The following is a 20,898-nucleotide window of genomic DNA, read 5'->3' on the forward strand; positions in this document are numbered from 1 at the left end:
TATCTATCCTGAACGTGGAGTCAGTAAAATAACTCGCCTCTTCCCTGTGGCGAATGCCTACCCCGCCAGTCTCAGAGACTGACGTCAGATAACTTGTCGACTATGTGCCTGAGCGCCAGCTCCAGCACAGTATCAATTCCGAGTCCAGTAGTGTCTATCACCAGGGCATCTTCTGCGGGCACCAAAGGCGCAACGGCGCGATTCATATCCCGGTGATCTCTTTCCTGGATCTCGGTTAAAAGACGCTCGATATTAACATCGAAGCCCTTGTCCTGCAACTGATTATAGCGCCGCTGGGCCCTTTCTTCAGCCGAGGCTGTCAAAAACAATTTAACCGGTGCATGCGGGAAAACAACGGTTCCCATATCCCGGCCATCGGCTATAAGCCCGGGGGCAACTCTGAAAGCGCGCTGCCTTCTGAGTAAGGCTTCTCTCACCCGGGGAAACGCCGCCACTCTTGAGGCTGCGTCAGAACATTCTTGAGTGCGAATGGCATGGCTGACATCTTCGCCTTCCAGCACTACTTTTATGGCTTCATTTCCGGCTCCCGCCAGAAACTGTACATCCAGGTGTGCGGCCAACAGGGTGATGGCTTCTTCGTTATCCAGTTCCACGTCGTGGTGAATAGCGGCAAGTGCCAGCACTCGATATATGGCACCACTGTCGAGCAGTTTCCATCCAAGTTTGTTGGCAAGCAACTGACTTATAGTGCCTTTTCCCGCACCGCTTGGGCCGTCAATTGTGACAACAGGCGCCCGTTCAGACATAAATTCCTCCGCAGTAATTATCATCTTCCATGAGGACACAGTATGAGTTCACCGAAAATGAGCGGCCAATATTATATATCAACTGCATGCTTTCCGTATGCTGAATTCAAGGTCAATTTCGGGCTGCAGTAATCAACAGCCCGAAATTCAGCCGCTTAACCGGCCAAGGCCACAAAGCGTTGGAAGTAATCCGGGAAGGTTTTTGAGGTGCAATCCGGGTCATTGATGGTGACACCGCATTCGGCAAATGCCAGCAGCGAAAAACACATGGCCATGCGGTGGTCGTTATAGGTATCGATAGCGGCATGCTTGGGCGTAAGTGGTGGATTAACCAGAATATAATCCTCACCTTCTTCCACCTCGGCACCAATTTTACGCAGTTCTGTCGCCATGGCGCTGAGACGATCAGTCTCCTTGATACGCCAGTTGTAGATATTGCTGAGGCGGGTCGGCCCTTTGGCAAATACCGCAGCTGTGGCTATGGTCATTGCCGCGTCGGGAATATGGTTCATGTCCATATCTATCCCCTTGAGCTGGCTGCCCCTGGCAATAATAAAGTCATCTCCCCATTCAATCTCAGCGCCCATGGCGGCCAGCGCATCGGCAAACTTGACATCGCCCTGAATGCTGAGACGGCCAACCCCGGTGACTTTCACCTCGCCGCCGGCGATGGCGCCTGCGGCCAAGAAATAAGACGCCGATGAGGCATCGCCTTCCACCAATACCTTGCCCGGTGACAGATAGCTTTGACCGGATGGGATCTCAAAACGCTGATAATCGTGGTTGATAACCTTGACACCAAATTGCGCCATCAAGGCCAAAGTAATATCGATATAGGGCTTGGAAACCAGTTCACCCTTGACCTTGATATTGACAGCGGCACCGGCCAGCGGCGCAACCATCAGGAGCGCGGTAAGAAACTGGCTGGAGAGATTACCGGCAATTTCCACATCCCCGCCACTGAGACCCGTTGCCTTGATTTTTAAAGGCGGGAAGCCGGGATCCTTCAGATATTGAATATCGGCGCCCAACGCCTTGAGACTGTCGACCAAATCTCCTATCGGCCTCTCCTCCATTCTGGGTTCACCCGTGAGAACAAACTCACCGTTCCCCAGGGTCAGCGCGGCGCACAAGGGCCGCATCGCGGTGCCGGCATTACCGAGAAACAGCTCTTGCAGCTTGTTGCTGTTGATTGCGCCGCCAAGGCCCTGCACGCTGCAGCGGCTCTTGTCTTCGGAAAGCTCAAATTGCACACCGAGCTGTTTCAGCGCTGCCAACATGTGGCGAATATCATCTGAGTCGAGCAGATTGGTCAGTTCTGTGGTGCCGTTGGCCAGGGTAGCCAATAGCAACGCCCGGTTGGAAATACTCTTGGAGCCGGGGATGTTGACCTCCCCATGCATTCTACTTATGGGATCCAGTCGCAATTGCTTCATCTTTTTCGGATTCTTGCATCTGTGTTTGACGGAGCTGCAGCGTCATGCCACATACCGCCAAAGCGGGTTAAAAGACCTTGTCACCGATTATGGGATAAAACCGGCAAATCAAGACAAAAGATTAGATACAGCGAGTGCTGATAGGCCTGAATTAAGTGTTCGTGGCATTAAAGTTACCTGAGCGCCACAGGGATTCAACCGTTTTTTGCTGAAAAAAGCCGATTTCAGCGGAAAATTATTCAAGCAGCGCTAAATAAGCTCTTTGCTGTCCGATTGACTTTCGAAGACGTGACTCACAGATGCGACTCTGCTTTCCTGCAACTGAGCTTTACACCCTGGAAGCCCAGCTTGCCAGTTGCACCACTCAGGCTATCGCTTGCTGCAGCCTCGCCAGCCGTTAACAAATAGCCTAAATGCCGTTATGCTAATCCTCTTCAACAAGTATTCAATCCAGGGAACCCTATGTTCAGCACACTCAAGGCGATGCCAGCCGATCCCATTCTTGGGCTGCTCAGCCAATATCGCGACGACCCTCGCGGTGAAAAAATTGATTTGGGCGTTGGTGTCTATAAAGACATCTTGGGAAATACCCCCATCCTCGACTGCGTTAAAACTGCCGAGCAGCGCCGCACCGCCACAGAAACCACCAAGGTGTATATCGGCCCTGCCGGTAGCAGTGATTTCAATCGGCTCATTGCCGAGCTGGCATTCGGTGAGCAGCACCCTACCCTGAGCTCAGGACGCATTCGCAGTGTCTCCACTCCCGGCGGCACCGGCGCGCTGCGGGTCGCCGCCGACTTTATTAAACGTTGTCGCCCAGGCGCAACCGTTTGGGTCAGCGATCCTACCTGGGCCAATCACAGCGGACTTTTTGAGGCGGCCGGTCTCAAGGTTGAGCGTTATCCTTACTATGACTACGCCACCAAGGCGCTGAAATTTGATGAAATGCTCGCCAAACTCAACACTCTTGGGGAAAACGATGTGGTGCTGCTGCATGCCTGTTGTCACAACCCATCGGGCCAGGACCTCAGCACCGAGCAGTGGGACCAAGTGGTACAAGTCGCCGTCAAACGCGGTTTTACCCCGCTAATCGATATGGCTTACCAGGGCTTTGGTGACGGTGTCGAGGAAGATGCCTACGGCGTTCGCAAGATGGCGGCCGCCGTGGAAGACATGTTGCTCTGCTCCTCCTGCTCAAAGAACTTTGGCCTTTATCGCGAACGTATCGGCGCCTGCAGCATCATAGCCAACAGCAGTGCTGCCGCCGATGTAGCCTTGTCGGTACTGCTTTACGTGGTACGTTGCCTCTACTCCATGCCGCCGGCACATGGCGCGGCGTTGGTGGAAACCATTCTCGGCGACAATCAGCTCAAACAGCAGTGGCTGGATGAACTCAAGGTGATGCGTGACAGGATAAACGGTAACCGTGCCATCCTGGTTGAGCGTTTAAAGGCGATAGGCGTCGAGCGGGACTTCAGCTTTATCGCCCGCCAAAAAGGGATGTTCTCCTTCCTTGGGGTGTTGCCAGAGCAGGTTGAACAACTTAAGCAGGAGTTCGGTATCTATATGGTGGATTCAAGCCGGATCAGTATCGCCGGGATAAGCAATAGCAATGTCGATTACCTTGCCAAGTCTATCGCCAAGGTGTTGCAAGGTTAAAATTGGAGAGTTAGATGAAAAAAGCGAATGCCTCGGCATTCGCTTTTTTATGGAACTTGTTGCAATAACGCGCTTTTCGCCGGGGTTCAGCTGCTGTGCTTGGCCGCAAACGCCTGCATAAAGGCAACCAGGGCCTCAACGCCGGCCAAAGGCATGGCGTTATAGATACTGGCGCGCATCCCGCCGACAATTCTGTGCCCCTTAAGAGCCACCAAACCTGCGGCCTCCGCCTCTTTCAGGAACTCACCATTGAGCGACTCATCGGCCAATTGGAAAGTTACATTCATCCGCGAGCGGTTTTGCGCCGCCACACCATTGCGGTAAAAGTCCAGTTCATCGATACAGGCGTAAAGCAGTTCGGCCTTGGCCTTGTTGAGCTCTGCCATCGCCTCGATACCGCCCATTCGGTGCAGCCACTCAAACACTTCGGCCGCCAGATACCAGGCAAAAGTAGGGGGAGTGTTAAACATGGAATCGTTTTCGGCCGCCAAGCGATAATCCATGATGGACGACTGTGGCATGGCCGGCAAAGCCAGCATCTCTTTACGCACTATCACTATGGCCAAACCTGAAGGGCCGATATTTTTCTGCGCCCCGGCATAAATGAGCCCGTAACGACTGACATCGATTTCACGGGACATGATGGTGGATGACATATCCGCGACTATTGGCCAGGGAGACTCCAACTCTTCAAAAATTTCGATACCATCTACCGTCTCGTTGGGGCAATAGTGCACATAACGATACTTACCACTATCACCTTCCAGCTTAGGCAAGGTTACTTTATTGAGTCCATTGACCTTTTCAACAATGCTCAGGCTATCAATTCTGTCATCTCCGGCCAACTTTCTGGCCTCTGCAGTGGCCGATCTTGACCACTGACCGCTCTCCAAATACAGGGCTCTGCCGTTATTGCCCAAAAAATTATTCACGACAGCCGAGAACTGACCGCGACCACCGCCATGCATAAACAGGACATGATAATCTTCGGGAATATTCATCAACGAGCGTAATCTGGATTCGGCAGCTTTGGTGAGATCGATAAAGGCCTGACTGCGGTGACTGATCTCCATGACGGAGACACCGTGCCCCTGCCAGTCCAGTAATTCCTGCTGGGCTTTTTGCATTACCGCGGCCGGCAACATGGCTGGTCCGGCACAGAAATTATAAATCGTGCTCACTTCATTGTTCTCCTTGAAAAAAAGAGCGTCCAGATGGACGCTCAGATATGCTTGATGCTGTTATTCCTGCTCGGCTTCAGGTGCTTCGGGCGCTTGGCCTTCAGTATCCTCGGCTGCAGCTTCGGCCACTATGGGTTCGCCGTTTTCATCGAATTCCACTTCGTCTTCATCAGACTGGATTTCATCGATACGTTGTAAACCCACCACGGCCTCGTCACCGGCAGTGCGGATAATGGTCACGCCCTGGGTATTACGGCCTATGATGGAAACACCGGCCGCTGGGGTTCTCACCAGTGTGCCCTTGTCGCTGATCAGCATGATCTCATCATTGTCGCCGACCTGAACCGCACCGACTACGGCGCCGTTACGTTCGCTGACCTTGATGGAAACCACGCCCTTGGTAGCACGGCTCTTGGTTGGGTATTCACTCAACTCGGTACGCTTACCAAAACCGTTCTCTGTCACTGTCAGAATGGCGCCATCTTCTTTTGGCACTATCAGTGAAACCACTTCCTGACCGTCTTCGAGTTTGATACCGCGAACACCGGTAGCGGTACGGCCCATGGCGCGCACCTGATCTTCGCTAAAGCGAACAACCTTACCTTCGTTGGAGAACAGCATGATTTCATTGCTGCCGTCGGTCAGGTCAACGCCAATCAACTGATCACCGTCTTTCAGGTTAACGGCGATAATGCCGTTGGCTCTGGGGCGACTGTATTCGATAAGCGATGTCTTCTTCACGGTACCGTGGGAAGTGGCCATGATGACATACTTGTCGGCTTCGTATTCACGAACCGGCAGAATCGCTGTAATGTGCTCCCCTTCGGACAATGGCAGCAGGTTAACGATAGGCTTACCGCGCGACTGACGACTGGCCAGCGGCAACTGATAGACCTTGAGCCAGTAGAGTTTGCCAAAGTCAGAGAAACACAAAATAGTGTCGTGGGTATTGGCAACCAATAGCTTCTCAACGAAGTCTTCGTCTTTGACCTTGGTGGCGGCCTTGCCCTTACCACCGCGGCGCTGCGCCTGGTAATCACTCAGCGGCTGATACTTGGCATAGCCCAAGTGCGACAGGGTCACTACCACATCTTCTTCGCAGATCAGATCTTCGAGGCTGATATCCACGGCAGAAGCGTTGATTTCGGTGCGGCGCTCATCGCCATACTGCTCGAGCACTTCTTCCAGCTCTTCTTTGATCACTTCCATCAGACGCTCCGGGCTTCTGAGGATATGCAGCAATCCGGCGATTAGCTCCAGCAGCTCTTCATATTCCTGGAGGATCTTCTCGTGCTCAAGACCGGTCAGACGGTGCAGACGTAGCTCGAGGATAGCCTGGGCTTGCTGCTCAGTCAGATAGTAGAGGCCATCGCGAATACCAAACTCCGGCTCCAGCCACTCGGGACGGGCGGCGTCATCACCGGCTTTTTCCAACATGCCCTGCACGTTGCCGAGCTGCCAACCGGTTTCCACCAGTTTTACCTTGGCTTCGGCCGGTGTTGGCGAGGCCTTGATCAGCGCAATCACAGGGTCGATGTTAGCCAGGGCGATAGCCAGGGCTTCCAGGATATGAGCGCGTTCACGGGCCTTACGCAGTTCAAACACGGTTCTGCGAGTCACCACTTCACGGCGGTGCAGAATAAAGGCTTCCAGCATCTCCTTAAGGTTGAACAACTTGGGCTGACCATTGGTCAGGGCCACCATGTTGATACCAAAAGAGGTTTGCATCTGGGTCTGGGCATAGAGGTTGTTGAGTACCACCTCGGCCACTTCGCCGCGCTTGACCTCAACGACGATGCGCATACCGTCTTTATCAGACTCGTCGCGCAGGCCGCTGATGCCTTCAATTTTCTTGTCTTTTACCAGCTCGGCAATCTTTTCAATCAGACGAGCCTTGTTCACCTGGTATGGGATCTCGGTAACAATGATCCGCTCGCGGCCATTGTCTTCAGTTTCCACCTCGGCACGGGCGCGCATAATCGCCTTGCCGCGACCGGTACGGTACGCTTCCTCTATGCCTTTCTTGCCATTGATAATGGCGGCTGTCGGGAAGTCCGGGCCCGGGATATAATCCATCAGCTGTTCGATAGACAGCTCAGGTTCTTCGATAAGTGCCAAACAGCCTTTAACCACTTCGGTCAGGTTGTGCGGCGGAATATTGGTGGCCATACCCACGGCGATACCGGAGGAGCCGTTGACCAGCAGGTTGGGGATCCGGGTCGGCAACACGGCCGGGATCATTTCGGTGCCGTCGTAGTTGGGGACATAATCGACGGTTTCTTTCTCAAGATCTGCCAGCAGTTGATGCGCCAGCTTTTCCATACGAATTTCGGTATAACGCATGGCCGCCGCGGCATCGCCATCGATGGAGCCGAAGTTACCTTGGCCATCCACCAGGGTGTAACGCAGCGAGAAAGGCTGCGCCATCCGCACTATGGTGTCGTACACGGCGCTGTCACCATGAGGGTGATACTTACCTATCACGTCACCGACAACACGTGCCGACTTCTTATAGGGTTTATTCCAATCGTTTTTCAGCTCGTTCATCGCAAAGAGTACGCGGCGATGTACCGGCTTGAGGCCATCGCGTACGTCTGGCAATGCCCGCCCGACGATAACGCTCATGGCGTAATCCAGATAGGAGTTCTTTAGTTCGTCTTCAATATTTATTGGCGAAATTGATAAAGCCAGATCAGTCATAAACTGCTCGATCCCCTTAAATTAGCTGACAACTTGTAATCCGTGTCATTGTCGAGCCCAACAAACGTGATTTGGCATTCTAACACAGTTATTTAATGTCGGAAGTCCTTAAAGCCGCCTTTGCAGCCAAAAACGCCAAGGGCATGATACAAGTCGCGAGCGGGGCTGATATCACTGTCATAGACATGAGTTCTGTTGGTGTTTTTATCATCAAAAACCGAATCTTGCCGATATTTTGTGCAGCTTTTAGCCTTTAGTGCCATCGATCACATTGAGGCGCCAATTTATGCTGCCCTTCCCTATGGCTTATATGGTTATAATGGGCGCATCTTTATTATTGCTGTTTCAGGTCTGAATATGTCTTCTCAACCCAATGTCGACCCTCAGGAAATTGCCAAGTTTGAAAGTATGGCCGCCAGTTGGTGGGATCCTGCCGGTGAATTCAAGCCACTGCATGAACTCAACCCCCTGCGCCTTAATTATATAGACGCTCAATCCGGCGGTATCTTTGACAAACTGGTGCTGGATGTCGGCTGTGGCGGTGGCATTCTGTCCGAGAGCATGGCCCGCATCGGCGCCAAGGTCACCGGGCTGGATATGGGCTTTGAGCCGTTGGAAGTCGCCAGGCTGCATGCACTGGAAGCCGGCGTCAGCATAGACTACTTACAGGAAACCGCCGAAGTGCATGCCCAGAATCATCAGGGGCATTACGACACAGTTACCTGTATGGAGATGCTCGAGCATGTACCGGATCCGCAATCTGTGGTCCAGGCTTGTTGCGATATGGTCAAGCCCGGAGGTTGGGTGTTCTTCTCCACCATTAACCGCAACATCATGTCTTGGGTGCAAACCATACTCGGTGCCGAGTATGTGCTGAAAATGCTACCGGCCGGTACCCACGACCACAGCAAATTTATCCGCCCGTCCGAGTTGATCGCCATGGCGGAACACACCGAACTATTGTGCCGTGACGCGCTTGGCATCAAATACAATCCCTTGAGTGGCGTATTCAGTTATACCAAGAGCGTTGAAGTCAACTATATGATTGCCTGTCAGCGCCAGGACTGATGCCATGACGCCTAAGCTGCCGTTTCAAGGGATTCTGTTCGACTTGGATGGAACTTTGGTGGATACCGCCGAGGACCTGACCGAAGCGCTGGCTTTGGCACTGGCATCCCGTGGCGTTTCGATAGAGGATAAGCGCAAACTTCTTCGCACTCTGGCCTCTCACGGCTCGCTCGCCATGGTGCAAGCCGCCGTGCCCCAAGCCTCAGCAGAGGAGCAGGAGCATCTCCGGCAAGCGATGCTCAGGGAATATGACGCGGTCAACGGCCAAAAAGCCTGTTTGTTTGAAGGCATAGAAGCCTTGCTGGACAGTGCCCTATCAAGAGCCATGCCGCTGGGGATTGTCACCAATAAACCGGCGCGTTTTACCCGCCCCTTGTTAGAGCGCATGGGGCTGCTTAAGCGCTTTAATGCGGTGATCAGTGCCGATACCACCCGCTATCGCAAGCCCCACCCGGCTCCTATGTTACTGGGGGCTCAGCAGCTTAACTGCGCTCCTGAACGTATTCTCTATCTTGGCGATGCCGAGCGCGACATAGTCGCGGCGCAGGCGGTCAATATGCCCTCTGCCATCGCTATGTGGGGATATCTGGCGGCCGAGGATAAACCGGCAGACTGGGGCGCAGATTGGCAGTTGAACCATCCACAGGCAGTGATGTCGCTGCCATTGTGGCAACAATGATAAGAAAAACGCTAAATCGGCACTGTTTTCCCGGGAAGACAAGGCCTTAATCAAAGTCGCAGTCCGGATGCTGCTTTAACCGACCGGATCTGCGCAGGATCGCGGATCGATGCTTATTTTAGCAGTCGATCACCTTGAGTGAGATCGCTTGATTTTTGACCATGACGACTGTGCGCCAGCAATGATGCAGCTTTGCGGAATCGGTCAATCAATATCCTCAAGATATCCACAAGATATACCCAAAACTCAGGCTTGCAAAAAGTGCCACACCTCACTATCTTGTTATCCGAGATATAGAAAAACACCATATCTTGTGTATCAGTCGCAATCAAACATACTAGTCTTGCACTGAAAACTCCCGGTTAACAGAGCCCACTCGGGCCGCCGTCGTTAACTGTTCGGTTGATTGTTTTACAAGGGAAGGTTTAATGACGCCGACGCGTCATTGTCACAGATATTACAACCAAGGCCTATCTTCAATGAATAGCACTATGACAGTTACCAAACGCAGTGGCGCACGCGAGACGATAGATCTCGATAAGATCCACCGTGTTATCACCTGGGCAGCCAAAGGATTAAACAACGTCTCGGTCTCCGAGGTGGAGTTACGTTCTCACCTGCAGTTTTACGATGGTATTCCCACTGAAGCCATCCATGAAACCATTATCAAGGCCGCAGCCGATCTGATCTCTCCAGATTCTCCGGACTATCAGTTCCTGGCCGCCCGCCTTGCTGTTTTTCATTTGCGTAAGAAGGCCTTTGGTCAGTTTGAGCCGCCAAAACTGTACGATCACATCAGCAAGTTGGTTGCCATGGGCAAGTACGACAAGCACCTGTTGGAAGACTACAGCCGTGAAGAGCTGGACGTACTCGACAGCTATATTGACCACTGGCGCGACATGAACTTCTCCTATGCCGCCGTCAAACAACTGGAAGGCAAGTATCTGGTACAAAACCGTGTGACTCATGAAGTCTACGAAAGTGCCCAGTTCCTCTACATTCTGGTAGCCGCTTGCCTGTTTGCCCGTTATCCGAAAGAAACCCGGCTGCAGTATGTCAAAGACTTCTATGATGCGGTATCTACCTTCAAGATCTCTTTGCCGACGCCTATCATGTCCGGTGTGCGTACGCCGACCCGTCAGTTCAGCTCTTGCGTGCTGATCGAGTGTGACGACAGCCTGGATTCTATCAATGCCACGGCCTCTTCCATCGTCAAGTATGTCAGCCAGAGAGCCGGTATCGGTGTGAATGCCGGCCGCATTCGCGCCCTGGGTAGCCCTATTCGTGGTGGTGAAGCCTTCCACACAGGTTGTTTACCTTTCTACAAGTATTTCCAGACTGCGGTGAAATCCTGCTCCCAGGGCGGCGTTCGCGGCGGTGCTGCAACTCTGTTCTACCCTATCTGGCACCTGGAAGTTGAATCACTGCTGGTACTGAAAAATAACCGTGGTGTTGAAGACAACCGTATCCGTCACCTGGACTACGGTGTGCAGATCAACAAACTGATGTATCAGCGGATGATCAAGGGACAAAATATTACTCTGTTCAGCCCATCAGATGTTCCCGGCTTGTATGACGCCTTCTTTGCCGATCAAGACGAGTTTGAGCGTTTGTATGTGAAATACGAGCAAGACCCGAGCATTCGCAAGAAGACTCTAAAAGCGGTCGAGCTCTTCTCTTTGATGATGCAAGAGCGTGCCTCCACCGGCCGTATCTATGTACAGAACGTGGATCACTGTAACACCCACAGTCCGTTCAACGCCGAAGTGGCCCCTGTGCGTCAATCCAACCTGTGTCTTGAGATAGCCCTGCCAACCAAGCCACTGAACAATATTGACGACCCAAATGGTGAAATCGCCCTTTGTACTCTGTCAGCGCTGAACCTGGGTGCGATAAAAGACTTGGGCGAACTGGAAGGCCTTGCCGATTTGGCCGTGCGCGCCCTGGATAACCTGCTGGATTATCAGGACTACCCAATTCCTGCAGCCAAGACGGCATCAATGAACCGCCGCACTCTGGGTATCGGGGTCATCAACTTCGCCAACTATCTGGCCAAGAACGGGGTGAAATACTCTGACGGCAGCGCCAACGGCCTGACCCACAGAACATTTGAAGCCATACAGTACTACCTGCTCAAGGCCTCGATGAATCTGGCCAAAGAGCTCGGTGCCTGCCCGCTGTTCCATGAGACCACTTATTCTCAGGGGATCATGCCGGTAGATACCTACAAGCGGGATCTGGACAAGATTTGTGATGAGCCGCTGCACCTGGATTGGGATGCTCTGCGTCACGATATCAAGCAGCATGGCCTGCGTAACTCGACTCTGTCGGCACTGATGCCATCCGAGACCTCTTCGCAGATCTCCAACGCCACTAATGGTATTGAGCCTCCACGCGGCCTTATCAGCGTCAAGGCCAGTAAAGATGGCCAGCTCAAGCAAGTGGTGCCCGATTTTGATGAGCTCAAGGACAAGTACGAGCTGCTGTGGCAGATGCCCGGCAACGACGGTTACCTGCAGTTAGTGGGTATTATGCAGAAGTTCGTCGATCAGGCGATTTCGGCCAATACCAACTATGACCCATCCAAGTTTGAAAGTAACAAGGTTCCGATGAAGCTGCTGCTCAAGGATCTGTTGACCGCCTACAAACTCGGGGTCAAGACCCTTTACTACCATAACACCCGGGACGGTGCTTCCGACAAATTCGATGACATTACCAGCATCGAGAAGGAAGACGACGGTTGTGCCGGCGGCGCCTGCAAGATTTAAGCAGGATTAAGTAACAAGTTCGGGGCCCAGGTGGCCCCGTTGTTTGGAAAGAGTAGATCATGGCTTATTCAATTTTTTGTCAAACCCCCAACGATGCCACCCGCGAACCTATGTTTCTCGGTCAAGCGGTTAACGTGGCCCGTTACGATCAACAGAAGTACGAAGTATTCGAGAAACTGATCGAAAAGCAGTTGTCTTTCTTCTGGCGCCCGGAAGAAGTGGATGTCAGCCGCGACAAAATCGATTTCGGCGCCCTGCCGGATCATGAAAAGCATATCTTCCTCTCCAACCTCAAGTACCAAACCCTGTTGGACTCGATTCAGGGCCGTAGCCCCAATGTGGCTTTCCTGCCACTGGTGTCCCTGCCCGAGCTGGAAACCTGGATTGAAACCTGGTCTTTCTCCGAGACCATTCACAGCCGCTCCTACACTCATATCATTCGCAATATTGTCAACGACCCATCCGTGGTGTTCGATGACATAGTGGTCAATGAGGAGATCCTCAAGCGCGCCGGCGATATTGCCGAGTATTACGACCGCCTTATCGAGCTGACTCAGCTGTATCACCTGCATGGTGAAGGCAAGTTCGACGTCAACGGTCGCACGCTTGAAGTCACTACCCGCACCATCAAAAAAGCCCTCTATCTGTGCATGATGTCGGTCAATGCGCTTGAAGCAATACGTTTTTACGTCAGCTTCGCCTGCTCCTTTGCCTTTGCCGAGCGCAAATTGATGGAAGGCAACGCCAAGATCATTCGCCTTATCGCCCGCGATGAAGCTTTGCACCTGAACTCGACCCAACACATTATCAACCTGATGCAGGGTGGTAAAGATGATCCTGAGATGGGTGAAATCGCCAAAGAGTGCCAGCAGGAAGCTTACGATCTGTTCCTGCGCGCCGCCGAGCAGGAAAAGGCCTGGGCCAAGTACCTGTTCAAGGATGGCTCCATGATAGGCCTGAACGAAACCATTCTCTGCCAGTATGTGGAGTTCATCACCAATCAGAGAATGAAGGCGGTTAACCTGGGTGCACCATACAGTGAGCAGAGCGATCCCCTGCCCTGGATGAAAAACTGGCTGGAGAGCGATGCCGTGCAAGTTGCGCCTCAGGAAGTGGAAGTGTCATCCTATCTGGTCGGCCAGATAGATTCGGCTGTCGATGACGATGAGTTCTCCGACTTTGACCTTTAACAAAGCCCCTATCGTGCTGCTGCGCGGAGAGCCCCTGCTGCTGTATACCACAGAGCACAGGACTCTCCTGACAGCGCTCGAAGCCCGTAAGGTGAGTATTTTTTCCGAGTGCCGCAGCGGGTTTTGCGGCGCCTGCAAGACCCGGGTGCGCAGTGGCGCGGTCACTTACCTGACCACGCCATTGGCCGAGTTAAAGGCTGATGAATGCCTGCCCTGCTGCTGTGTACCCACGGAAGATCTGGACTTGGATCTCTCCAGCGAAGGCGCCGACATGCCGCTGCTGCGGGTTAAACACTTGGCCTGAAACAAGCGCAAAAAACACCGTCAATGGCAGATATCCTACAGTCAAACAAGCGTTTTTTCGTTGTAAATCCTGCCTGACTCCGGTACTCTGCCGGACTTATGAAATCAGACTCAAGTTATTCATTCAAAAGTCTTTATTGCGCTTTTGATCGCTACCCTCTGCCCAAAGGCGCTTCGACCCATATACGTTATATGGCGTCAACCCTGTTTGCCTTCCAGTCCCCTGGTATGCTCTATCTGCAAGGTGATCCCCAGATGCCTTCCTGGCAGCAGGAAACCCTGTCACTCGGCAGCAATCCCAGCGAGGTAAGCAGTGAGGTCAGTATCGTCAGGCACCAGCTAAACCCAAGCTCGGGCAATAACGTGCTTGCCAAGGCGCTGGACTATGCCAATCAGCTTGGGGCACTGCTCAGGCAAAATCGCGATACCTTGACATTGGCGCAGTTTCGCGACCCCTGGGCGGGGGTGCCTTTACTGGATCATCGCAAGGACAATCCAGCGCTCAAGCTCGTCTATGAGGTCAATGCCCTGCCCAGCATAGAGCTGCCTATTCACTTGTCGCTGCCGCGAAAAACCCTGGCCAAAATCAGCGCCTGGGAGCAGCGTTGCCTGGATGGTGCCGATCTGATTGTGACCCCATCAAAACTCACGGCTGCCGGCCTTGAAAAACGCACTACCACTCCAGTAGTCTATCTTCCAAACGGCGCCGAGTTGCCGCCTGCCGAGCCATTGAGGCAAGCAGAGGATGCGAGTCTGCCCAGGCTCATCTATTTTGGTGCTGCCCAGCGCTGGCAGGGGCTTAGGGATCTGCTCAAAGCTTTTGCCTTGGTGCGTCAGCAGTTAGAGGTCCGGCTGGATCTCTGCCTGTCACTCGAAAATCGCCAGGCCCGGCAGGTAAAGGCCTGGCTCAAGTCCATGGAACTGGAAGATTGTGTTTCGCTGCATTTCGGGCTGGACCAAGCCAGTCTCAGGCAAAAAATTCAGGCCGCGAGCGCATCTTTGGCGCCGCTCACGCCCTGCAGGCGCAACATGCTTCAGGGATGTTGCCCTTTGAAAGTGCTCGAATCCATGGCTTGCGGCACCGCAGTTATCGCCTCGGATCTACCGGTCATTCGTGAACTAGTAACCCATGAAGAGCATGGGCTCTTGGTTCCCCCCTCCAGGCCCTCCGAGCTCGCCAGAGCCTGTATTGAGCTGCTCAGCCAACCGGCCAAGGCCAAAGACTTGGGACTCAAGGGCCAACAAAGGGTGGCAGAGCAGTTCCAATGGCAACAGATCTGCGCTCAGCTCAGCGACTTGTATCACCAGCTGAGCCAAGGCCCAATGCAAGCTAGCGCTTAATAGCTACTCGTTTAATAGCACCTGTTTAATGTCAAGGAAACGATATGGAAACAGCCGTAAACCCTTTTAACGCCCCGCTTCACTACTGGCGAATGCGCAAAGTGTTCAAGCAGTTAACCCCGGCGGAGCAGGAATTTATCCGCACCAAGAAGTTGGATGCAACCCATTCGACCCAGCACTGGTTACTGTTTCTCAAGCGCCTGACCCGATTGGATCGTATGGGCAGCCCATTGAGACGCCAGTTTCGCCGCAGCCGCAATTGGTTAATAGGTTTCACTATTGTCAGCATATTCCTGCCCGTACCTCACCTGGTGGTGTATGCCTTGGTGGGTTTGACCCTGGCCTCGATATTACTGCTTCACAGCTGCAACCGTATGGACGTCAACGACAATGTGCGCACCGGTCTTATCAAGTTAATGCAGGTATTGGCTATGGAGACTAACAGCGTACAGCTGAAACTGGATCTCGACTCCATACACAAGCGTAAGCCAGCCCGAACCGAAAAGCCCGAGAAGAGCACCCAACTGGCCTACTTTGAAGTGCCACTGTTGCAATTCAGGGCCAAACTCAAAGACGGCAATGAGCTGCAACTGCGGGTGGATGATGTTATCTGTCGTCGTAAACGCACCCGTCGCAACGCCCGAGGCAAGGTCAAAACCAAGATCAAGTACAAGGGACGGCGCAGCATTCGCAGCTGCCTGACGCTGAATGCTGAATTTTATCATCTACGCCAGGGTAAACTGGCACCAACTAGCAAGGCACAGACTCAAAACGGCATCACCAAGGTGAAATCCAACTCCACCTTTAAATTTATCGGTGAGTCACGTTTGATGGATGCCGAGAATATTCTCAGAACCATCGCCAAGTCCTATCAACAGACCAGTATTCGAGCCAGGGGATAATATGAGTCAGTGTCAGCTAAAAATCGGTTTTTTCACCCTCAGCCCTTGCGGCCAACCTGCCGTTGGCAGTTGCAGTGAGTGCCAAGCCAGTGTCTGCGAACATCATCTGGATCCCAAAACCTGTCTGTGTTTTCAGTGCGCCGCCAAACCCTTGAAGGTTGGCAAGGAAGTCTATGAAGATCCGCGCTCAGGCACCAAATATGAGCAATTGAGCCTACAAGGCGTTAAACCTGAGGATCCGCTTGCCGGTTTCGCCCTCAAACAACTGTATCTCGGCAGTGCCTGGTATCAACTGCACACCAAACACGGCAGTTACAACAAGGAGTTTGATGCCGAAGACTTGGCCGCTTTTGAGCTCCCGGTCGACGAAGATGATGAGCAGTTGCCGGATTACGAGTATCGGGATATCTATGACAGCTAACCCCAGGCTACTGTGGCTGACTCAACACTACCCGCCGGCCAAAGGCGGCATGGCATTGTCCTGCGATAGACTGGTGCGCCATTTGCGGCGGCTCGGGGTACATATCACCCTTTATCATTTACGCTCCGGCGGCCTGGAAAAGGAAACCGGCTATTTTGCCGAGCAGGGTTGCGATCACAACTTTCCCATGGGTAGCAACCCGGCGCACTCGCTCAATCTTCTATGGCATAAGCTGGAGGGTGAATATGATGCTGTTGTTGCCTATGGCTATCCCTTCTCCATGCATGCCGGGCGCATCTTTGCCGCCTGGTTTGGGTTACCGCTCATCACATTGCTGCGCGGCAATGACTTTGACTTGAGTATTCTCGATCATCGTCGCTATCAAGTGCTGCAGGATACGCTGCAAGCCAGCGCGCTGATATTGACCGTCAGCGCCGACAAGGCAAAACGGGTCAAAGCCCTGTGGCCGCAAGTCAGAGTTCACAACATGAGTAATGGCCTGGATAGCGAACGTTGGCAGCCATTGCCGCTGGATAAAGAGCAAGCCAAAGCCTGGCGTTCCAATAACCTGGAAAATCCCAGTCAGCCTGTGATTGGCCTTTTCGGTCATTTGAAAGAGAAAAAAGGTTTGGCCTTTTTTATCGAGACCTTCAAACGCAGCCCCTTGGTAAACAACTGCCATCTGTTGTTGATTGGCGAGCTGGATGAAAGCGCCGCCGAGCTGTTGCAGACCCTGCCCGAGGGCAGTTACACCCTGGAGCCGTTTCTTGACAGGTATCAGCTGATAAGCCGTTATCTGGTATGCGACCTTATCGCCATTCCCTCTTTCTATGAGGGAACCCCCAATGTGCTGCTGGAGGCGGCGGCGCTCAACATCCCTGTGCTCGGCGCCTGCTGCGGCGGTATGGCCGATCTTATCTTCGACAGTCTGCATGAGCGCGAAAAGCATGTCTTAGAAGGCCGTTTGACTGACAGTGACGCGGCCCATAATCTCCGCGGTCAAACGGACTCAGGTTATCTGTTTCATCCAACTTCTGCGGAGTCGCTTTTGGATGCGTTGGTGCATTGGCAAACCGATACGGCTTCGATTCGCGCTGCCAAGAGCCAGGCCTTGTACCAAACGGTACTGAGTCAATGCAGCGCCGAGGCTGAAGCCGAGCGTTATTTGGATGCCATCAAGACACTGGTCGCTCAAACGGCGAGTCACTGATGCTTATCTATTACGCCCCCGGCGGCGGGCTCGGGCACTTGAGCCGGGCACTGAAAGTGCTCGGCTTTATCAAGGCGCAGCAAGCGTTGGTGATCACAAGTCCGCTGCCATTAGCGGTCGATGCGCTGCTACCAAAGGGCATTCAACACATCAGTCTGCCGCCCAGGCTTCAGAGCCGAGCCGAACTCAGCGCTTGGCTCACGCAGTTACTGGCATCGCTCAATAAGCAACAAGAGTGTCGGCTCATGCTGATAGATGCCTTCCCCGGGGGCATTTGGGGCGAACTTGGGGATATTCTCTTGCCTGGCAAACTTGTCTATATCGCCAGATTGCTCAATTGGAATGTCTATCGCCAGCGCGTTGCCCATATTCCCCGTTTTCAGCAAATCTGGTTTTGTGAATGGCCAACCCCGGAGCAGGAACAGGCGCTCTCCAATCAAACGGGCCAACGCTTCTGGCTGCCATTACTCGGCGAAGACAAGTCCAAAGGCGCAACCCCAAATGGTTTTGAAAAGCCTAAACAGACTCTGGTGATCCACTCGGGAAGCCTTGCCGAACAGGCTTTGCTGCTTGAACACGCCACAAAGGCGGGGGAAGAGATAGATATTATTGCGCCGCCGCACCCAAGCGCCGACGCAGGCTTTAATAGCAACCCCCTTGATAGCAAATCCCTTGATAAGAGTGCTCTGAGCGACTTCAACAACTGCACCAACAAAGAGCACGAACCCGGATTAACCCGGTTGCAGCTGTACCCGGCCTCAGATATTGGCTGGCAGTATCAAAAGGTTATCTGTGGCGGCGGCTTCAACCTGGTGAGCGAATATATCCTGCATCCCGGCGCCCTCTTCGTGCCCCTGACCCGGGCGCTGGATTTGCAGCATCTGCGTATCGAACGCGGCTTGGGCGGTTTTTTACCGCCGCCCGGGTTGAGCTCAGTGCCGAACGATATTCTCAAGCGACTTTGAAACGCTCATACTCATATAGTGGTGCTAGCGGAGCTTGTCACTCAAGGCTGTGACTCGGCTATCCGGGCGTGAATACGGTTGACCTCCAGCAAAGCCGCACTGCCGTACCAGGCTTTAAGTTCCATGATAAGGCTACCGGCCTGAACAGCAGGATCGCTGGCCGTCAAGGCTTCCGCCTCAGCCAAACTGGCAACATCAAAGATATAAATCCCCCGCCACTCTCTACAAAAGAGAAGGCCAAAAGGACTTATTCGCACCTTCCCTAAACCCGGATAAAGACTAGATCCGCATCGCCAATTCTGCACCCTGACGAATGGCGCGTTTGGCATCCAACTCGGCAGCGACATCAACGCCGCCAATGAGGTGCATTGGCAAGCCGCACTCTTCCAGTTCCGGCAACAGCACTCGGTTGGATTCCTGACCTGCGCAGATCACCACAGTATCCACTGGCAGCAGTTGCGGCTTGTCATCAATCAGTATGTGCAATCCCTGCTCGTCAAAGCGCTCATAGCTGACCCCACTGAGCTCTGTCACCTTGTGCTGCTTAAGCACCATGCGGTGGATCCAGCCCGTGGTCTTACCTAAGCCTTTACCCAGCTTGCTCTTCTTGCGTTGCAGCAAATACAGCTCTCTGGCCGGGGCATGCGCCTGGGCTTGTTTGGCCAGTCCGCCACGCTCGGCGTAACTTGTGTCTATCCCCCACTGACGATACCAGCGCTCCGGCTCCAGCGTGCTGGACTCCTGCTCGCCGAGGAAATGCGCCAAGTCAAAACCTATGCCACCGGCGCCGATAAGTGCCACCCGCTGGCCGACTTCCACCTCGCCCCGCAGCACCTGTTGATAACTGACCACCTTGGGAGAATCAAACCCGGGCAAGTTGAGCTCTCTTGGTACAACACCACTGGCGACCACCAACTCATCAAAAGCCTCATCCCTGAGCACAGAGGCGTTGAGCGGCGTATTCAAACGCAGGTCCACCTTAAAATGTGCGAGGCGATTCTTGAAATAGCGTATGGTTTCGTTGAATTCCTCCTTGCCAGGGATCTTGCGCGCCAGGTTAAACTGGCCACCGACTTCATCTCGGGCTTCAAACAAGGTCACCTTGTGTCCCCGCTCAGCTGCGTAGACGGCAAACGCCATCCCAGCCGGGCCCGCGCCCATCACAGCCAGGCGTTTGGGTGACTCAGTCTTGGGGAAATTAATCTCTGTCTCATAGCAGGCTCTTGGATTAACCAGGCAAGTAGCACGCTTGAGCGAGAAGGTATGATCGAGACAAGCCTGATTACAGCCGATGCAGGTATTGATGGCTTCGCTTTGATTGGCCGCGGCTTTATTGACAAACTCAGGATCAGCCAGGAAGGGCCTTGCCATGGAAACCATATCCGCCTGCCCCGAGGCAAGGATCTGCTCGGCTATCTCAGGCGTATTGATCCTGTTGGTGGCCACCAAAGGAACACTGAGTTCTTTTTTCAAACGTTCGGTAACCCAGGCAAAGGCGCCTCTGGGTACGCTGGTGGCTATGGTCGGGATCCTTGCCTCATGCCATCCTATGCCGGTATTGATGATAGTGACACCGGCTTGTTCCAGCGCTTTGCCGAGCTCAATGACCTCCTCGAGGCTTGAGCCCTTGTCGACCAAATCCAGCATAGACAAACGAAAGATAATGATGAACTCGGGCCCGACCTTGGCGCGGATAGCGCGAACAATTTCCAGTGGCAGGCGAATACGGTTGGCAAAACTGCCGCCGTACTCATCGCTGCGCTGATTGACCCGCTCACAGATGAACTGATTGATGAGATAGCCTTCAGAGCCCATCACTTCCACGCCATCATAACCGGCCCGTTTGGCCAATTCGGCAGAGGTGGCATAATCCTTTATGGTGCCGCGGATTTGCCGCAAAGACATGGCGCTCGGCGTAAATGGGGTAATGGGCGATTTGACCTTGCTCGGTGCCAGTGAAAAAGGATGATAGCCATAACGACCGGCATGAAGGATCTGCATACAGATCTTGGCGCCGCCCTCATGCACGGCGCGGGTAACGATTTGGTGTTTGCCCACTTGCCAGGGAAAACTCAGCTGACAGGCGTTGGGGGCCAAACGGCCGCGAAAGTTTGGCGCTATGCCGCCGGTGACAATCAAACCCACACCACCCAGCGCCCGCTCCTTGTAGAAGTGTGCCAGTTTCTCAAAACCGCCCTTTTCTTCTTCCAACCCGGTATGCATGGAACCCATGAGTACCCGGTTTCTCAGCTGGGTAAACCCCAGATCCAAGGGTTCTAATAAATGAGGAAAGCCCGACATTAAAACA

At 53.4% G+C, this 20,898-nt stretch carries 17 protein-coding genes; 11 read left to right on the plus strand and 6 right to left on the minus strand.

The window, feature by feature from the left end:
* Positions 1–71: 71 nt before the first annotated feature.
* Both cmk and aroA read right to left on the minus strand, forming a co-directional pair.
* Positions 72–767, minus strand: a complete 696-nt coding sequence (gene cmk, locus ACMHXE_RS11950; protein ID WP_101056523.1) for a (d)CMP kinase — start codon at positions 765–767, stop codon at positions 72–74.
* 155 nt (positions 768–922) lie between these two features.
* A complete protein-coding gene (gene aroA, locus ACMHXE_RS11955) occupies positions 923–2,203 on the minus strand; it encodes a 3-phosphoshikimate 1-carboxyvinyltransferase (RefSeq protein WP_413732315.1) in 1,281 nt (426 codons plus the stop codon).
* Positions 2,204–2,665: 462 nt separating this feature from the next.
* Between aroA and ACMHXE_RS11960 the strand changes: the two genes are divergently transcribed.
* Positions 2,666–3,862, plus strand: coding sequence for an amino acid aminotransferase (locus tag ACMHXE_RS11960; protein ID WP_413732317.1), 1,197 nt, complete (start codon positions 2,666–2,668; stop codon positions 3,860–3,862).
* 86 nt (positions 3,863–3,948) lie between these two features.
* Here ACMHXE_RS11960 and serC read toward each other — a convergent pair whose 3' ends face one another.
* Positions 3,949–5,043 (minus strand): 3-phosphoserine/phosphohydroxythreonine transaminase, encoded by a 1,095-nt coding sequence (gene serC / locus ACMHXE_RS11965; RefSeq protein ID WP_165565093.1) that lies wholly within the window; start codon positions 5,041–5,043, stop codon positions 3,949–3,951.
* Positions 5,044–5,103: 60 nt separating this feature from the next.
* Positions 5,104–7,743 (minus strand): DNA topoisomerase (ATP-hydrolyzing) subunit A, encoded by a 2,640-nt coding sequence (gene gyrA / locus ACMHXE_RS11970; protein WP_044734507.1) that lies wholly within the window; start codon positions 7,741–7,743, stop codon positions 5,104–5,106.
* A gap of 357 nt (positions 7,744–8,100) precedes the next feature.
* Here gyrA and ubiG point away from each other — a divergent pair, with 357 nt between their 5' ends.
* From ubiG to ACMHXE_RS12020, 10 genes are all read left to right on the plus strand, one after another.
* On the plus strand, positions 8,101–8,811 hold the full coding sequence (gene ubiG / locus ACMHXE_RS11975) for a bifunctional 2-polyprenyl-6-hydroxyphenol methylase/3-demethylubiquinol 3-O-methyltransferase UbiG (protein WP_101056522.1): 711 nt from the start codon (positions 8,101–8,103) through the stop codon (positions 8,809–8,811).
* Positions 8,812–8,815: 4 nt separating this feature from the next.
* Positions 8,816–9,490: an HAD family hydrolase gene (locus ACMHXE_RS11980; protein ID WP_165565094.1), complete on the plus strand. Its 675-nt coding sequence runs from the start codon at positions 8,816–8,818 to the stop codon at positions 9,488–9,490.
* Between the two features lie 479 nt (positions 9,491–9,969).
* Entirely contained in the window at positions 9,970–12,258 is a 2,289-nt protein-coding gene (gene nrdA / locus ACMHXE_RS11985) for a class 1a ribonucleoside-diphosphate reductase subunit alpha (RefSeq protein WP_101056498.1), read from the plus strand.
* 59 nt (positions 12,259–12,317) lie between these two features.
* Complete coding sequence (gene nrdB / locus ACMHXE_RS11990; protein ID WP_025010421.1) at positions 12,318–13,448, plus strand: class Ia ribonucleoside-diphosphate reductase subunit beta; 1,131 nt, start codon at positions 12,318–12,320, stop codon at positions 13,446–13,448.
* Positions 13,417–13,752 carry a class I ribonucleotide reductase maintenance protein YfaE gene (gene yfaE, locus ACMHXE_RS11995; RefSeq protein WP_165565095.1) on the plus strand — a complete coding sequence of 112 codons (336 nt, stop codon included), beginning with the start codon at positions 13,417–13,419 and terminating at the stop codon, positions 13,750–13,752. Before nrdB ends, yfaE begins: the two co-directional genes overlap by 32 nt.
* 98 nt (positions 13,753–13,850) lie before the next feature.
* On the plus strand, positions 13,851–15,092 hold the full coding sequence (locus ACMHXE_RS12000) for a glycosyltransferase family 4 protein (RefSeq protein ID WP_101056496.1): 1,242 nt from the start codon (positions 13,851–13,853) through the stop codon (positions 15,090–15,092).
* Positions 15,093–15,136: 44 nt separating this feature from the next.
* Positions 15,137–15,994 (plus strand): hypothetical protein, encoded by an 858-nt coding sequence (locus ACMHXE_RS12005; RefSeq protein WP_224866279.1) that lies wholly within the window; start codon positions 15,137–15,139, stop codon positions 15,992–15,994.
* Position 15,995: 1 nt separating this feature from the next.
* Positions 15,996–16,415 (plus strand): hypothetical protein, encoded by a 420-nt coding sequence (locus ACMHXE_RS12010; protein WP_101056494.1) that lies wholly within the window; start codon positions 15,996–15,998, stop codon positions 16,413–16,415.
* Positions 16,405–17,625, plus strand: a complete 1,221-nt coding sequence (locus ACMHXE_RS12015; RefSeq protein WP_413732322.1) for a glycosyltransferase family 4 protein — start codon at positions 16,405–16,407, stop codon at positions 17,623–17,625. The genes ACMHXE_RS12010 and ACMHXE_RS12015 overlap by 11 nt, the downstream gene beginning before the upstream one ends.
* Positions 17,625–18,590: a hypothetical protein gene (locus ACMHXE_RS12020; RefSeq protein WP_101056492.1), complete on the plus strand. Its 966-nt coding sequence runs from the start codon at positions 17,625–17,627 to the stop codon at positions 18,588–18,590. Before ACMHXE_RS12015 ends, ACMHXE_RS12020 begins: the two co-directional genes overlap by 1 nt.
* A gap of 41 nt (positions 18,591–18,631) precedes the next feature.
* Here the strand turns inward: ACMHXE_RS12020 and ACMHXE_RS12025 are convergent, their stop codons facing one another.
* Positions 18,632–18,757, minus strand: coding sequence for a hypothetical protein (locus ACMHXE_RS12025; RefSeq protein ID WP_413732324.1), 126 nt, complete (start codon positions 18,755–18,757; stop codon positions 18,632–18,634).
* 112 nt (positions 18,758–18,869) lie between these two features.
* Positions 18,870–20,891, minus strand: a complete 2,022-nt coding sequence (locus tag ACMHXE_RS12030) for an FAD-dependent oxidoreductase (protein ID WP_413732326.1) — start codon at positions 20,889–20,891, stop codon at positions 18,870–18,872.
* Positions 20,892–20,898 lie beyond the last annotated feature (7 nt).

This window comes from Shewanella sp. BJSY2023SW007 (assembly GCF_047314525.1).
Classification (GTDB): domain Bacteria; phylum Pseudomonadota; class Gammaproteobacteria; order Enterobacterales; family Shewanellaceae; genus Shewanella; species Shewanella chilikensis.

Coding starts and splice junctions, on each gene's coding strand:
- cmk (WP_101056523.1), bottom strand. CDS start 767: ATGTCTGAACGGGCGCCTGTTGTCACAATTGACGGCCCAAGCGGTGCG.
- aroA (WP_413732315.1), bottom strand. CDS start 2,203: ATGAAGCAATTGCGACTGGATCCCATAAGTAGAATGCATGGGGAGGTC.
- ACMHXE_RS11960 (WP_413732317.1), top strand. CDS start 2,666: ATGTTCAGCACACTCAAGGCGATGCCAGCCGATCCCATTCTTGGGCTG.
- gyrA (WP_044734507.1), bottom strand. CDS start 7,743: ATGACTGATCTGGCTTTATCAATTTCGCCAATAAATATTGAAGACGAA.
- ubiG (WP_101056522.1), top strand. CDS start 8,101: ATGTCTTCTCAACCCAATGTCGACCCTCAGGAAATTGCCAAGTTTGAA.
- ACMHXE_RS11980 (WP_165565094.1), top strand. CDS start 8,816: ATGACGCCTAAGCTGCCGTTTCAAGGGATTCTGTTCGACTTGGATGGA.
- nrdA (WP_101056498.1), top strand. CDS start 9,970: ATGAATAGCACTATGACAGTTACCAAACGCAGTGGCGCACGCGAGACG.
- nrdB (WP_025010421.1), top strand. CDS start 12,318: ATGGCTTATTCAATTTTTTGTCAAACCCCCAACGATGCCACCCGCGAA.
- yfaE (WP_165565095.1), top strand. CDS start 13,417: ATGACGATGAGTTCTCCGACTTTGACCTTTAACAAAGCCCCTATCGTG.
- ACMHXE_RS12000 (WP_101056496.1), top strand. CDS start 13,851: ATGAAATCAGACTCAAGTTATTCATTCAAAAGTCTTTATTGCGCTTTT.
- ACMHXE_RS12005 (WP_224866279.1), top strand. CDS start 15,137: ATGGAAACAGCCGTAAACCCTTTTAACGCCCCGCTTCACTACTGGCGA.
- ACMHXE_RS12010 (WP_101056494.1), top strand. CDS start 15,996: ATGAGTCAGTGTCAGCTAAAAATCGGTTTTTTCACCCTCAGCCCTTGC.
- ACMHXE_RS12015 (WP_413732322.1), top strand. CDS start 16,405: ATGACAGCTAACCCCAGGCTACTGTGGCTGACTCAACACTACCCGCCG.
- ACMHXE_RS12020 (WP_101056492.1), top strand. CDS start 17,625: ATGCTTATCTATTACGCCCCCGGCGGCGGGCTCGGGCACTTGAGCCGG.
- ACMHXE_RS12030 (WP_413732326.1), bottom strand. CDS start 20,891: ATGTCGGGCTTTCCTCATTTATTAGAACCCTTGGATCTGGGGTTTACC.